The following is a 15,833-nucleotide window of genomic DNA, read 5'->3' as shown; positions in this document are numbered from 1 at the left end:
ATTTTGTGTAAAACGTAGGTACAAAAATCGTAATTAATTTGTCAATGCGCCCAGTATTTCATCCAGTTGCTCAACAGAAAATACGTCGGCATGCGTGATGATGGGTCGCCCTTTTGATTCCTTTACTGAACTCTTGGCCGGATTACGCTTTAAATACTCAATTACCTTGCCAAATTGGTCGGATTTAAAGAAGTCATCGTTCCCGTTAGAAACGAAGTATCCTTTCATGATATTATTCTTAAGCGTCAGTTTTTCAAGGTATAACTTCTCTGCTTTCCAACGGACGTTCACCATCTTTATAAGATTTTCGACTTCTTCGGGCATCGGGCCAAATCGATCGATTACTTCCTGACGGAAAGCCTGTACTTCTTCCACGTTTTGAAGGCTGTCCAGGCGAGTGTATAACGCTAATCGTTCAGAAATATTCGACACGTAACGTTCGGGAATAACAACCTGTAAATCAGTTTCAATAACCGTGTCCGGGAGGGCTAGTTTTAAGTCGCCGGGTTTTGTTTCGAACAGATCCTTGAATTCATTTTCGCGCAGTTCCTGAACGGCCTCGTCAAGTACTTTGTGGTACATCTCAAAACCAAGATCATTAACAAAACCACTCTGTTCGGCACCCAGCAAATTACCCGCCCCCCGGATGTCAAGGTCACGCATGGCAATTTTGAACCCCTCGCCCAAATCAGAAAAATCTTCGAGGGTTTGTAGACGCTTGCGGGCATCTGCTGTCAGAACAGAGGGCGGGGGCGTTAAAAGATAACAGAACGCTTTCCGGTTCGACCGCCCTACCCTACCGCGCATCTGGTGCAGATCTGACAGGCCAAAATAATGAGCATTGTTGATCAGAATTGTATTGGCATTGGAAATATCCAGCCCAGACTCGATGATGTTGGTTGAAATCAGCACATCAAATTCACCATCTATAAAACGAGTCATTATCCGCTCAAGCCGATCACCTTCCATTTGGCCATGGGCCACGCCAATACGTGCTTCCGGCACCAGTCGCATAATCAAATTACCGATGGATTCAATATCATTGACCCGGTTATGAACAAAAAAGACTTGCCCGCCCCGACGTACCTCGTAACTGATCGCATCTCGGATAGTGGCTTCGTTGAACGGATGAACTTCCGTTGTTACGGGCTGGCGGTTGGGTGGTGGAGTAGCAATGACCGATAAGTCGCGGGCACCCATCAGCGAAAAATGTAGCGTTCGTGGAATGGGCGTAGCGGTTAAGGTAAGCACATCAACTTCGACCCGCATTTCTTTCAGCCGATCTTTTGTTTTTACGCCAAATTTCTGCTCTTCGTCAATAACCAGCAGACCCAGATCCTTAAACTTTATGTCTTTGTTAACAATTCGGTGCGTGCCAATGAGTATGCCAATCTCGCCGGAGGCTACCCCTTTTAGAATTTCCTTTACCTGACCCGCTGTTCGAAACCGGTTGATATACTCAATTTTAACCGGGAAGTCAGCCATTCGTTCGGAAAAGGTCTTGTAGTGCTGCATGGCCAGAATCGTTGTCGGGACAAGCACAGCTACCTGTTTGTTATCCGTTACGGCTTTAAAGGCAGCTCGAATAGCTATTTCTGTTTTACCAAAACCAACATCGCCACACACCAATCGATCCATTGGGTGTGGTTGTTCCATGTCATCTTTTACGTCGTTTGTAGCCTTGGCTTGGTCGGGTGTGTCTTCGTAAATAAACGACGATTCGAGCTCCGCTTGTAGAAAGCTATCCCGGCTGTATGCGTAACCCGGTGCGGTTCGCCGTTTGGCGTAGAGCGCAATTAATTCGCGGGCAATGTCTTTTACCTGTTTGCGAATGCGCGATTTTTTCTGCTCCCATTCCTGCGAGCCCAGCTTGCTCATGGTTGGCGGTCCGCCCTCCCGACCGCTGTACTTCGCAATTTTGTGCAGACTATGAATACTGACCAGCAGAATGTCGTTATCGCGGTAGATGAGCCGGATAGCTTCCTGCTCGTTTCCGGCGTGATCTACTTTTTCAAGACCCGCAAACCGGCCAATTCCGTAATCGACATGAGTGACATAATCGCCCGGTTGAAGGGTTTTTAATTCACGTAATGTTAAGGCTTTCGATTTAGAGAATTTGTCCTGTACACGATACTTGTAATAACGGTCAAAAATCTGGTGATCCGTGAAACAGGCAATTTTCAGCGCATCGTCCATGAAGCCTTCCCGAAGCCCAATGTTCATGGGCTGAAACGTGACGAAGGGGTCCAGTTCTTCGAAAATTGTTCGCAAGCGGTCCAACTGTTTGTAAGACTCACCCGCAATAATGTTGGTATATCCTTTCGCCTGGTTATCGCCCAGCGTATCAATTAAGCGTTTGAAATCCTTATTAAACGATGGCTGCGGCTTGGAACTGTATTGCTGCCTGCCGTCCGTTTTGAAGTAAAATTTGCGACCAAACTCGACGGTACGAAACCGTTTCAATTCATTCAGGAATGACCGCCGGGTTTCCCACAAGGCATTTGGGTCCGAAACGACCTGAATGCCTCCGCTCGAAGCCACTACAGAAGTAAAGCTTTGTTCGGCCTTTTCGTAACACTTCTCGATGATTTCCAGTGTAAACTCGACATCCTTTGCCCATATAGTTGTGGCATCTGGTAGAAAGTCGAAGAACGCTTCCCGGGTTTCCTGGGTGAGTTTCGTCTGGATGTTCGGGATGATATTGATAAACTCAACGGGGTCAGTAGAAAGCTGCGATTCAGGGTTGAACTTGCGAATGCTTTCAACATCGTCACCAAATAAATCGATCCGAAATGGGAACTCACTGGCGAATGAAAAAACGTCGATGATTCCTCCGCGTACCGAAAACTGGCCAGCTTCGTACACAAAATCCGTCTTCTCGAATTCGTACGTCTGTAACAATTCCGACACGAAATGGGTATCCAACTTCTCCCCTACCCGAATTGTCAGCGTATTGGCTTGTAAGGAACGTTTGTTGATTACCTTTTCCGAAAGCGCTTCCGGATACGTTACCATCAGCAGACCATCTTTCGGTGCCGGATTGAGTCTGTTCAGGACTTCGGCACGCATCAGTACGTTCGCATTCTCGACCTCCTCGTACTGGTAGGGTTTCTTGTACGACATCGGGAACAGCAGTACCTCACGACCAAGCAGATTCTGCAGATCATTAAAGAAATAGGCGGCCTCGTCCCGATCCGTAAGAACGTACAAATGATTACCCCCTACAGACTTGAAGATTGCCGATGCCAGCACGGCATCCAGGCTACCAGCCAATCCTTTTATTTGTAAACGCTGAGTCTCGTTGGCAGGCTTTCGCGTAAACGGTTCTGTCAGCAGTTTTATGAAATTATCATCGGTATACAAGCCGATCAATTCTTCAGGTTTCAAGCGAAAGTCAGGTTGTATGTCAAGCACGAAAAGCCGCTGGAAGCGTATTCCGGCGGCACGTTAGGGTAACAGCAGGTTTCGGAAATTTGTTGCGTTGACGTACTATTTCAGCGTTGACATCAAGGCATAGTCAATGCTTTCTGTATCCAGCGCTTTTCGGATGCGTTGACTATCCTCGAACACGACTACGATCTCTTTTTTGTCGACGGATTCGTCTTCTTCTACCCATTTCCAATCTTCTGCCGTTGCATCCAGAATGTTTAACACGCTGGCTAATTTTGCCGGATCGCGCTCTTTACTGATCAATTCAGTGGTGTTAGTGAAGTACAAAACAACTCGTCTATCTTCCAGCCATTGCAGGTCATTCAGCGAATCATTCAGTGCTTCGAGCGTAAATGTAAAGTTTGGAATCTCAAGCAAATCGGCCATTTCTTCATAGAATTGGCGCAGTGTGAGCGCATGTTTTCCATCTACATTTACGATGAAATCATGGGCATAATGGGCTTCTAGTTCGCGCTCCGATTGGCAGACGAGGAAGTTTGGGTTCATGGGTTTTATGTAAATGAGTAGTCCTGCTGGGTAAAAAACTATGTTTTCACGTGGAACTGAAAATCAGACAGTTATAATCGTATGTAACCAGTTTAAACCTGGTTACTTAAGCGTTTTTGGGTAAACGGCACCTGCAAAAGTACAATTTGCACGTATAAAAAAAACCCTCTACATAGAGGGTTTTTAGTAAGATCAGTTCAGCGAAAAAAGAGGAATCCGGGCCGCCACCATATTGTGGAACATGAGTTCAGTAATCATGGGTGTCATGTATTTAATGAGCGGAAACTCCGAAATAGATTCCATCACCTCCAATTCTGAATCGGCTTTAAAAATGCACCAAAGTTTGTGGCGATCGACCGAAAGCGAATACGACAACAGAAATCCCTTCTCCATCAATTCCTCCACTTTGAGCCGTTGGGCAGGTATGCGATTTTCAAACCCTTCATCCAGCACGGTCGGAAGATCAAATTCAACCATATATTGGCTCATAGGCATTATTGTTAAGTAACAACCAGGTTCTATCGGTTCCCGGCTACTAGCAAATTAACGATGTTTAACTCATCTTCGTTAATCGAATGCGGAAAATTTGGGTACAATTTCGTTGTTACATCAGCGCCCATCTGCCGAAATACGGCCTCAGATTCCAGAACACGCTTTTTTGGTACGTGTGAATCGTGATCACTGCATCCTAAAAAAATAGGCGTGTTATAAAATGACCCTTCGTAAAGGCGGGGTGTGTCATCAGGACCGATCAATCCACCACTCAGACCAAATACACCGCCATATTCAGCGGCATGACGAGCCACGAATTCAAGCATGAGACAGGCTCCCTGCGAGAAGCCCAACCAATAAATCTGTGGCAATTTGAAATTAAAATCGGACTGTAACCGGGCACGTAGACTGGACATTACTTCTAAAGCTGACGACAGGTACGGCTCGTTTTCGGTCATAGGTCGCAGGAACGATTGCGGATACCAGGTGTTGCCCTGTGCTTCAGGAGCGATAAAGGCAAAATCTTTATCCTGAATATAGTTGGATAGAGACAGTATATCCCTGGCCGAACCACCTCGGCCATGAACCATAATCATGACTTTGGTTGCTTCCTCAAGTGGCTTTCCGGCCGTGTGAATATTGTTCGGATTGTGTATCATAAGAAGGAAATGGTTAGGAGAATTAGTAGATGGTCTTCATCAATCGCAAGTGCGCTTTTCTGGAAACCATCTACCATTTACAGCAAATCGTTATCTAACAGTGATAACAGGTAATTCAGCTTCAATTATCGCCCGTCGAGGCTCATATTGCGGTGGTAGTTTCAGGGCTGTTCCAAGTTCGGCAACTGGCTCATCCACGGCAAAGCCCGGTGGGTTAGTCGCTACTTCAAACAGAATACCGCCGGGCTCCCGGAAATAAATGCTGTTAAAGTAATTGCGATCCTGTACCGGTGTTACGTGATAACCAGCTTCGGCTAACTGCTCCTGAATGATCAATTGTGTTTCATCCGAATCGGTTGAGAACGCAACGTGGTGAACTGAACCCGCACCTTGTAGCGCATGCACATCTTTGGGCGAATGCAGTACATCGACAAAATTGCCGGGGCCACCCAATCCAGCTTTAAACCGGAATCGACCTTCCTCCTCTCCTACCAGTGTGTGCTGCATCGTTTCGGTCAGTAGTTTAATCGTCCGATCAGGATTTAGCTCATTTAATGTAACTGTATGGAAACCACGAACAGCATATTCCGCCGGAATTCGTCCATTGTCCCAACCCGGCCGTTGATCCTCATCCGTGAAGACAAGCTCGATACCCATGCCATCAAAATCTTCGAAGCGCACGTAGGTTTCTGAGAACCGTTTGTATGGACCTGCATACGGAATATTACGTTCGTGAAGCCGATCCATCCAGAAGCTGAGTGATGCCGTTGGTGCCGAGAAAGCGGTGTATGTCAATTGCCCAACGCCCTTCCGGCCACGCTGTAGTTTGCCGTATGGAAAAAAAGTCAGAATCGTGCCAGGTGAACCCGTTTCGTTTCCGTAATATAAATGGTAAACATCGGGAGCATCGAAGTTTACCGTTTTTTTGACCAGCCGGAGACCCAGAATATCTGTGTAATAATCAACATTCCGCTGCGTATCGCCTGCCAGCGTGGTCACATGGTGTAATCCGTTTATGAGCGTTTCCATAGAATTTATAAGCGTTTGGTGCTTGAAAAGGTTTTAGTGTTTGTGTATTTAATGTATATACATTTAATTTTCTTAAATCGTTCAAAAAAAAACGTCCGAACAATGAAGTCCGGACGTTTCCACATTAATTTATTGTCATGATGACTGGCCTACTCCATCAGGAACGGATAGTCTGCCTGCATATAAACATCCTTGAATGCTTCTTCAGGCGATGGATAGGGTGACTCTTCAGCAAACTTGACCGATTCGTCAACAATGCCTTTTATCTTCTGGTCAATGGCCGCTAAATCGTCCTCGGTAGCAAATCCCTTTTCCAGAATAGCAACTTTCACCTGTTCGATTGGGTCGCGTAGTTTATACTTCTCAACTTCATCTTTCGAACGGTATTTCTGCGGATCGGACATGGAGTGGCCCCGATACCGGTACGTACGGAACTCCAGAAACGTTGGGCCTTCACCAGCACGGGCCCGTTCGGCAGCCCGGCTTACGGCCTCATGAACAGCTTCGACACTCATCGCATCGACAGGTTCCGAGGGCATATCGTAAGCTTCGGCTAACGTATATAAATCGGTTACGTTTGAGGTACGTTCAACGGAAGTTCCCATGGCGTATCCGTTATTTTCAACAACGAAGATGACGGGTAGTTTCCAGAGCATCGCCATATTGAAAGCTTCGTGCAGAGCACCCTGCCGCACGGCACCATCGCCCATAAAGGTGATACACAAGTTGCCCGTCTTATTGTATTTCTCCGAAAAGGCGATGCCTGCTCCCATTGGGATTTGCGCACCAACGATGCCATGCCCACCAATGAAATTGACTGACTTGTCGAAGATGTGCATCGAGCCACCTTTTCCTTTCGACGAACCCGTTTGTTTGGCGAATAACTCAGCCATAATTGCTTTCGGGTCAGAACCCAGAGCAATCGGGATACCGTGATCCCGGTAAGCCGTAATCCACTTATCGTCTTTGGTCAGGGCGGTGAACGAACCTGATGAACAGGCTTCCTGACCAATATATAAATGGCAGAATCCACGGATTTTCTGTTGACCATAAAGTTGCCCGGCTTTCTCTTCAAACTTCCGTTGCAACTGCATGGATTCGTACCAATACATATACCGCTCTTTGGGATGCTGTACTTTCGTGGCAACGGCCGACTGGGCTTCCGAAGCCTTACCATTCTGTTTGGGTTTCTCTTTGACGCTTGCCATGAGGAATGTGTTCGATAAAATGAGCTATCGCTGGCGCTCTGCCGTTACGCTGGGCAACCGGTGCGGGACAACCGGTTTAGGTCTGTTTACCTAACAAACCGACCGTATCTTTGTTGCCAAGTTTGTTGACCACTCATTTATAATAACGAAGTGGGCAATAAACTCCCGCGAAATTAAGCATTATCGCGTTATACCCGACACCTATGCACCTCGAAAAGCTTAGCCTGACCAATTTTAAGAATTATGAGGATGCCCGGTATGTGTTTGGGCAGCAGGTGAATGTAATCGTAGGACCCAACGGCAGTGGTAAAACAAACCTTTTGGATGCGGTGTATTTTCTGTCGCTGAGCAAAAGTGCTTTCCAGACGCAGGACGCGCTGAGCATTTTGCACGATGCTGACTACTTTATTATTGATGGAATTTTTGAGGAGCACGACGACCGGAATGCCCATCCAGGCCGCGTACAAATCACGATCAGTTTGCAGCGCGGCCAGCGAAAAGTCCTGATGGCTGATAAAAAACCGTATGAGCGCATTAGTGAACATATTGGCCGATTCCCGGTGGTTTTAGTCGCACCTAATGATACGGACTTGGTTCGGGAGCATAGCGAGGAGCGCCGACACTTTTTCGATGGTGTTCTTTCCCAGCTTGATCCGAACTATTTGCGCGATTACCTGACGTACCAGCAAGTGCTTAAGCAACGAAATAGCCTGCTCAAACTGTTCGCCGAACGGAATCAGGTCGATAATGATTTGCTGGATACCTATGACGAGCCCCTGCTGGCACTGAGTCAGAAGATTTACGAGCGCCGGAAGCAATTTATCGAGGAGTTTCTGCCCAGCTTTCGCGTTCATTATGCGTTTTTAAGCGAGGAGCGTGAAGAGGTAAACATTGTCTATGAGTCAGAAGTAAGCAATCCCGACTTTGCCAGCGAGTTTCGGCACTTTCGTCGGCGTGACACCGTGCTACAACGCACCACTATGGGTATTCATAAAGATGACTATTCTTTCATGATTGGTGGGAGTAATGATCAGCCGCCTGTGCCACTGAAAAAATTTGGTTCGCAGGGGCAGCAAAAGACGTTCGTGATTGCACTCAAGCTGGCCCAGTTCGATCAGTTGCAAACAGAGAAAGGAATCAAACCCATTTTGTTGCTCGACGACATTTTCGACAAGCTGGATGACCGGCGCATCGGTAAGCTGATTCAGCAAATGGACGAAGGGGTGTTTGGTCAACTCTTCATTACTGACGCTCGTCCTGAACGTACCCGCGAATTGTTAAACAGCGTGAAAGCCGACGTTCGGTTCTTCGAGGTCGGTGATTGATTGGATACCAGACAAATCTTCCTGTTTGTAGTAGAGACTGGCTATGCTGTAGCCTGAAATCAATTACGATTAAGCAACAGGCCCCGTTTAGTACATCTACGCTCTCTGTGAAGCCCGACACCCTAATGGATTCGTCGGGCTTTTGCGTTGGTTCACTCCACGTTTTCCGCCGTTCATCACTAAATTAAAAATAGGCAGGAAACTGAGAACTATATTTGAGTTTCCGAAGTTCATCAAGCAAAAGTACTATTTGTTGATGAAGGAAAGGATTCTTGAGGAGGCCGAACGGCTATTTTGGAAGTATGGTATCCGCTCGGTAACGATGGAGGACATTGCTCGTAAACTTGGCATATCCAAGAAAACCATCTATCAGCATTTTTCGGATAAAGAACAGATTCTGTATCAGGTGATTGAAGGCAAAATCGGTAGAGATCAGTCTGCTATGGAGTGTATGGCCATTGATACGACTAATCCGGTAGAAGAGCTTCTGAGCATGCTGGATATGATGCAGAAAAATGCGGATCAGGTCAGCCCAAATCTGATCATCGATATAAAACGGTATTACCCGCAGGCGTTTGCCATTTTCAGGAAGTATAAGGAGGAACAAATTATGCTGTCTATTCTTGAAAATATCCAAAAAGGTATGGCTGAAGGACTATATCGGGCAGATATAAATCCAACTATTTTAGCCCGGCTTCGGGTCGAGCAAGTTGAGCTGGCATTTGATGATGACATCTTCCCTACGGACCAATATTCGATGCATACCATTCAATCCGAATTGACGCATCACTTCATACGCGGTATGCTTACCGAAACAGGATTCACCATTTACAATCAGTCTTTGAATAAAAGAGTACAACCAATTATTTATGAAAACAAATAGTATACTTTTTGTGGCAGCATTCTGGCTGCCTGCCGTCTGGCTGGGAACAGGAGCGTTTGCTCAGGTGCCTACCCAGCCTTCGGTTGGGCAGCAACCTACCGGAGCTGCGGTAAGCGGCCAACAACCCGGAGCACAGCAGGCAGCGGGTACGGGTGCTATTGTCGCGCAGCCGGGAACCACACCTGGTACGGGCTCATCTGTCCCTTCTCAACCGGGTATCAACACAACGGGAGGAACACCATCAATCAACCCATCGGAAGGACCGGTGAACCTACAACCCAATGTTATTACGAATTTCAACTCGGGTTTAGGATTATCGCCAACGGGATTAAAACCCTCGGGTCAATCAGGAAACGGACAAGCGTTCACACTACAGGAAGCCATTGACTTTGCGTTGCAAAAAAACGTCAATGTGCGTAATGGTCAACTGGATGCCGTAAGTGCTGAAGCGCGCATCCGGGAGGTTAAAGCGTCGGCTCTGCCTCAGGTAGCCGCTAGCGCATCACTGACCGACAACCTGATTATTCAGCGGGCTTTTTTACCAGCTGTCTTTTTCGATCCGAAGGCCTCTCCAGATGCGCCAGCGGTGCCGGTCCAGTTTGGGGTCGCCTACTCAAGCAACGCGTCTGTCAACCTGAATCAGGTTATTTACAGCGCCAGCCTGAACGTTGGTTTACGAGCTGCGGCTACCTATCGGGAACTGGCGCAACGCAATTTACAAGCAACGAAAGTGACGGTAGCGGAGCAGGTTGCCAAGGCCTATTACGGCGTACTGGTGGCGGTAGAACGGGCTAAATTGCTCGATTATAACATTGGTCGGCTCGATACGCTGTTCAATGAAACGGGCGCGCTGAATCGGCAGGGATTCGTTGAGAAACTTGATGTGCAACGGCTGGAGGTACAGGCAAACAATCTGCGCGCTGAACGTCAGAATGTGCAGAACCTGATTGAGCTGAGTTACACGCTATTGAAGTTTCAGATGGGATTGGGGGTCAACGACGAAATCACGCTGTCGGAACAGCTACAGGACCGAAGTGCAGATGATCTGCGGCCATTGATTTCACCGGATCCTACGTTTCAGTATCGCAGCCGGATCGAGTATTCAACCCTGGAAACGCAGATTAAACTGGCCGAACAGGATATTGAGTTAACCCAGAAAGGCTATTTACCATCGGCATCCGGGTTTGTCAACTATGGGTACAACAGTGGCCGGAACGCATTCAGCCAGCTTATAACAGATCCCTGGTTCAATTTCGCCACGATTGGCTTAAGCTTACAAGTACCCATATTCGACGGTTTTCTGAAGCGCAATCAAATCGCCCAGAAACGGATTACGCTGCAGAAGGCACAGAACAGTGGGGAATTGCTGCGTAACTCCATCGATCTGCAAATCCGTCAGTCAAGTATTACGTTGAAGAACAGTCTGCAAACGCTCCAGACCCAGCAGCGCAACCGCGATCTGGCCCAGGAGATTGTTCGGGTAACGCAGATCAAATACAAAGAAGGTGTTGGATCCAGTATTGAAGTGCTTAACGCCGAGGCTTCGTATCGGGAAGCGCAAACCAATTACTTCTCATCCTTATATGATTTTTTAATCACGAAAGTTGATCAGGACAGAGCGCTGGGTCGGCTCTACGTGGGAAACTAAAACTTTAAAATACGTAACATGAAACCATACTACGCAATTGCCCTGGTGAGCTTATTAACGGCTTGCTCCCAGGAGAAGAAGACAGATGTACAGAGCAAACGGGAAGAACTGACTGCGCTGAAGTCACAACAGACCGAGCTTACGACGAAGATCAAAACACTGGAAGCCGATCTGGCTAAACTTGAGCCAAAGAAGCAGGAAAACGAGCGCGTGAAGGACGTGTCGGTAGCGCCCTTGTCGGCCTCCACGTTCAAACACTTTGTGGAGTTGCAGGGCACGATCGACGCAAAAAATAACGTACAGGTATCGCCAAAGTCGGGCGGTGTTGTAACGTCGGTTTATGTAAAGGAGGGCGATCAGGTGCGGGCCGGGCAGGCGATCGCTAAAGTCGACGATCAGCTTTTACGGGAGTCGATGGCAGAACTGAAAACGCAACTGTCGCTCGTCAATACGATTTACGAAAAACAGGCGGCTTTGTGGAAGCAGCAAATCGGAACGGAGATTCAGTATTTACAAGCGAAAAATAACAAAGAGTCGCTCGAACGCCGGATGTCTACGCTCAATGCTCAGTTAGGTCAGTCGACGGTAACGGCACCAATTTCTGGCGTTGTCGATCAGGTAATGGTAAAAATTGGTCAATCAGCGGCACCAGGTATGGCGCTCGTTCGAATCGTCAATCTGTCGCAGCTTAAGGTAGTTGCCAAAGTGGCCGATACCTATTCGGGTAGTGTTCGGAAAGGGGATGCCGTATTGATCGAATTTCCCGATCTGAAGAAAACGCTGAACTCGCGTATTTCTTTTGTGGCAACAACGGTCGATCCGTTAAGTCGGACATTCAGCATCGAAGCTCCTCTCCCATCCGACAATGCGCTGAAGCCAAACATGCTGGCCCGCATCAAAATCAATGACGAAACGAAAGCCAATGCGATTGTGATCAACCAGAATTTAATTCAGAGCACGGAGAATGGGCAATTGGTTTATGTCGCCGTAGACGAAGGTGGCAAAAAGGTAGCTAAAGCACGAACCGTTAAAACGGGGCAGTCGTACGGGGGGCAAATCGCCGTTACGCAGGGATTACAGGCAGGTGACAAGATTGTTACGACTGGCTATCAGGATCTGGTTGATGGACAGGCAATTAGATTTTAGTTGAACGGTTTTCTACAAACTCCTTCTTTATGAAATTTGAACAGTATAAAACCCTCGGATTCACCAACTGGTGCGTTGAGAACCGAACGGCGATTTACATCTTCACCTTCCTGATCACACTGGGTGGGCTGTTCGTGTACAACAACCTGCCTAAAGAGCAGTTTCCGGACATTAAGGTGCCTCAGGTGTATATCAACACCGTCTATGTAGGAACTGCCCCGGCCGATATCGAAAATACGATCAACAAGCAGATCGAGAAGCAGCTGAAGTCCATTTCGGGTGTGAAGCGCATCAAATCGAATGCCTTGCAGGACGTATCGGTTATTCTGGTAGAGTTCAATCCCGATGTGCAGTCGTCGGATGCGTTACAGCGCGTTCGGGACGCCATCGATAAAGCGAAGCCAGACCTGCCTCAGGAGCTTGATTCAGGCCCAACGGCCCAGGATGTAGACTTCTCGGAAATGCCGATCATGAACGTGAACATGGCCGGTAATTTCTCGCTGAAACAATTGAAAGAATACGCCGAAGATCTGCAGGACGTGATTGAAGGAATGCCCGAAATTCGTCGGGTCGACATCATCGGTGCGCTGGAACGTGAAATTCAGATAAATGTCGATCTGCCTCGTATGCAATCGGCAGGTCTGGCTTTCTCGGATATTCAACAGGCCATTCAGGGCGAAAATATCAACGTATCGGGTGGTGAGCTGCCCATCGACGGTGTTCGCCGGACGGTGCGGGTAAAGGGAGAATTCACGGACGTTGCGCAGCTTCAGAACCTTCAGATTCGGACGGCTACGGGCGCAACCGTTAAACTTGGCGATATTGCCGAAGTGCGTGACAACTTTGAAGAACAACAGGATTTCGCCCGGCTGAACAACAAATCAGTTGTGACGCTGAACGTCATCAAACGGGCGGGTGCTAACCTGATTTCTGCCGCCGATCGCATTGAAAAAACCATCGAAGAGTATAAGGAAACCCGTTTTCCCGAAGGGTTGGATGTCAAAATTACGGCCGACCAATCGGAACGGACGCGTGAAAACGTCAATGACCTGATCAATACCGTTGTGCTGGGCTTCATTTTCGTGGTACTGGTGCTCATGTTCTTTATGGGTGTTCGCGACGCTATTTTCGTTGGTTTGTCGGTGCCCTTATCGGCCTTAGTTGCTTTTGTCCTGATGCCGGTTTTAGGACCGCTGGTTGGTGCGTCGTTTACCCTGAATACCATGGTGCTTTTTGCCTTCCTGCTCGGTCTGGGACTTGTAGTGGATGATGCTATCGTGGTAATCGAAAACTCCCACCGACTCTTCAACGAGAACAAAGACTGGGATATCAAGCAAGCGGTGAAAGCAGCTGCCGGCGAGGTATTCGTACCAGTGTTATCCGGAACGCTAACGACCATCGCGCCGTTCTTTCCGCTCCTGTTTTGGCCGGGTATTGTGGGTGAATTTATGAAATTTTTGCCCCTAACCCTCATCTTAACGCTGTTCGCTTCCTTGTTCGTGGCATATGTCATTAATCCGGTTTTTGCCGTCACGTTTATGAAGCGGCATGAAGATGATCACCACGAAGACAAACAGAGCTTCCAGGAAATCAAACGGCCGCTCATGATTATGACCGTGCTGGCGGGCGTTGGCTACGTGATCGACCGGGGCATTGGTAACCTGTTCGTTCTGTTTATTATCCTGTACGTGTTCAATCATTATGTGCTGACGCCAAGACTGATTGTGCCGTTTCAGGAGAGAATGCTACCCTCGCTTAAAAACGGTTATCGTCGGTTGATTTCGTGGATATTGACCGGATGGCGGCCTGTTTTGGCTATCGTTGGCGCTTTTGGCTTATTGATCTTAACATTCATTATTACCGGGATCGCCAAACCAAAAGTCCTCTTCTTCCCGAGCGGTGAGCCGGATTACATCTACGTTTACAATGTGATGCCCATTGGGACCGACGCCCGCGTAACCGATTCAGTAACCAGAGTTATCGAAAAGCGCGTGTTCAAGGTGTTGGCCGACAACAAAGCAACGGATATCGTGAACTCGGTTATCTCCAACGTTGGTAAGAACGCCGGTGATCCCATGAATCCCGATCGCTCGGCAACTCCGCAGAAATCGAAAGTCACGATTGCGTTTAAACCAAACGAAGAGCGGCACGGCATTTCAACGGATTCATTGCTGAGCAAAGTGCGGGTGGCGGTGAGCGGTTTACCGGGTAGCGAACTTTCGGTAGAACGGGAATCCAACGGACCCCCAACTGGCAAGCCAATTGCCATTGAAATTGCGGGTGAAGAGTTCGACGAGCTTAAAAAACTGGAAAAACAGGTTCGTCAGAAAATCTCCCAGGCTGGAATTCAGGGTATCGATCAGTTGAAGTCGGATCTGATTACCAACAAACCCGAAATCGTCATTGATATTGATCGGGAGAAAGCCGAGCGGGAAGGCATTTCGTCGGGTCAGGTGGCTATGGCCATTCGGACCGCGTTGTTTGGTACGGAAGTATCGAAATTCCGGGATGCAAAAGACGAATACCCGATCATGGTTCGACTGAAACCCGATGATCGGAGCCAGATCGACCGGCTGCTGAGCCTGAATGTGGTATACCGCGACATGGTTATGGGTGGCCAACTGCGGCAGGTTCCCATTACGTCGGTAACAAACATCAGCTACTCGACGACGTTCAGTCAGATCAACCGTAAAAATCAGGAACGGCTCGTTACGTTGAGTTCAGATGTGGTGCCAGGATTCAATGCCAATGAAATAGTGGCGCAAATTCAGGATGTTATCAAGGAAATCGACGTTCCGAACGGATACACGCTCAAGATGGGTGGCGAACAGGAAGATCAGCAGGAGTCGATGAACTTCCTGGTATCGGCCTTCGGTATTGCCATGCTGTTGATTTACCTGATCATGGCTACGCAGTTCAACTCAGTCGTAAAACCACTGATCATCTTCGTAACGATCCTGTTCTCGCTGATTGGCGTGCTGCTTGGGTTCGTTATTTTCAACAAAGATTTCTCCGTAATTATGTCGGGAGTCGGAATTATTGCGCTGGCCGGTATCGTGGTGAAAAACGGGATTCTGCTCATCGAATTCATTGAAGAACTACGCGGTCGGGGCGTTCCCTTACGCGAAGCTATCATCGAAGCGGGCGGTATCCGGTTAACCCCCGTGTTATTAACGGCCTCGGCTGCCGTGCTGGGCTTGATTCCCCTGGCGCTGGGTATTACCGTAGACTTTGTCGGGTTGTTTCGTGATTTTGATCCGCACGTAATCGTCGGTGGGGATAGCTCTGTATTCTGGAATATTCTAGCCTGGACGATCATTTTTGGACTAACGTTTTCGACTGTTTTAACACTCGTTATCGTGCCTTGTATGTACTGGATCAACGAGCGCATTCGGATGAAGTGGTTTGGTAAGAAAGACCCCGCTCTCGAACGGAAAGAAGAACTGGAAGAAGAATTGGTTTAGATAACAGCGTTAACTAAATGATGCCGACAGGTCCAAAACCGTC

Annotated in this window: 11 protein-coding genes; 5 read left to right on the top strand and 6 right to left on the bottom strand. The window is 47.9% G+C overall.

Going from position 1 to position 15,833, the window contains the following annotated elements:
- Positions 1–33: 33 nt before the first annotated feature.
- From mfd to pdhA, 6 genes are all read right to left on the bottom strand, one after another.
- The gene (gene mfd / locus ACYU8Y_RS06850) at positions 34–3,387 is read right to left on the bottom strand and encodes a transcription-repair coupling factor (RefSeq protein WP_460935532.1); all 3,354 of its coding nucleotides are present in this window, start codon (positions 3,385–3,387) and stop codon (positions 34–36) included.
- 102 nt (positions 3,388–3,489) lie between these two features.
- Positions 3,490–3,936: a barstar family protein gene (locus tag ACYU8Y_RS06845; protein WP_460935529.1), complete on the bottom strand. Its 447-nt coding sequence runs from the start codon at positions 3,934–3,936 to the stop codon at positions 3,490–3,492.
- Positions 3,937–4,128: 192 nt separating this feature from the next.
- Complete coding sequence (locus ACYU8Y_RS06840; RefSeq protein WP_046578409.1) at positions 4,129–4,425, bottom strand: muconolactone Delta-isomerase family protein; 297 nt, start codon at positions 4,423–4,425, stop codon at positions 4,129–4,131.
- A gap of 29 nt (positions 4,426–4,454) precedes the next feature.
- Positions 4,455–5,087, bottom strand: a complete 633-nt coding sequence (locus tag ACYU8Y_RS06835) for an alpha/beta hydrolase (protein WP_460935527.1) — start codon at positions 5,085–5,087, stop codon at positions 4,455–4,457.
- A gap of 90 nt (positions 5,088–5,177) precedes the next feature.
- The gene (locus ACYU8Y_RS06830; RefSeq protein ID WP_460935525.1) at positions 5,178–6,116 is read right to left on the bottom strand and encodes a ring-cleaving dioxygenase; all 939 of its coding nucleotides are present in this window, start codon (positions 6,114–6,116) and stop codon (positions 5,178–5,180) included.
- A 149-nt stretch (positions 6,117–6,265) separates the two neighbouring features.
- Complete coding sequence (pdhA, locus tag ACYU8Y_RS06825; protein ID WP_460935523.1) at positions 6,266–7,324, bottom strand: pyruvate dehydrogenase (acetyl-transferring) E1 component subunit alpha; 1,059 nt, start codon at positions 7,322–7,324, stop codon at positions 6,266–6,268.
- Between the two features lie 203 nt (positions 7,325–7,527).
- Between pdhA and recF the strand changes: the two genes are divergently transcribed.
- From recF to ACYU8Y_RS06800, 5 genes are all read left to right on the top strand, one after another.
- Positions 7,528–8,649 (top strand): DNA replication/repair protein RecF, encoded by a 1,122-nt coding sequence (gene recF, locus ACYU8Y_RS06820; protein ID WP_460935521.1) that lies wholly within the window; start codon positions 7,528–7,530, stop codon positions 8,647–8,649.
- A gap of 256 nt (positions 8,650–8,905) precedes the next feature.
- On the top strand, positions 8,906–9,532 hold the full coding sequence (locus ACYU8Y_RS06815) for a TetR/AcrR family transcriptional regulator (protein ID WP_460935519.1): 627 nt from the start codon (positions 8,906–8,908) through the stop codon (positions 9,530–9,532).
- A complete protein-coding gene (locus ACYU8Y_RS06810) occupies positions 9,519–11,180 on the top strand; it encodes a TolC family protein (protein WP_460935517.1) in 1,662 nt (553 codons plus the stop codon). The genes ACYU8Y_RS06815 and ACYU8Y_RS06810 overlap by 14 nt, the downstream gene beginning before the upstream one ends.
- Before the next feature lie 18 nt (positions 11,181–11,198).
- On the top strand, positions 11,199–12,326 hold the full coding sequence (locus ACYU8Y_RS06805; RefSeq protein ID WP_460935515.1) for an efflux RND transporter periplasmic adaptor subunit: 1,128 nt from the start codon (positions 11,199–11,201) through the stop codon (positions 12,324–12,326).
- A 29-nt stretch (positions 12,327–12,355) separates the two neighbouring features.
- Positions 12,356–15,790, top strand: a complete 3,435-nt coding sequence (locus tag ACYU8Y_RS06800; protein WP_460935513.1) for an efflux RND transporter permease subunit — start codon at positions 12,356–12,358, stop codon at positions 15,788–15,790.
- The last annotated feature ends 43 nt before the right edge of the window (positions 15,791–15,833 follow it).

The sequence above is a fragment of the Spirosoma humi genome, from assembly GCF_054776575.1.
This window is presented reverse-complemented; position numbering and strand designations above follow the sequence as displayed.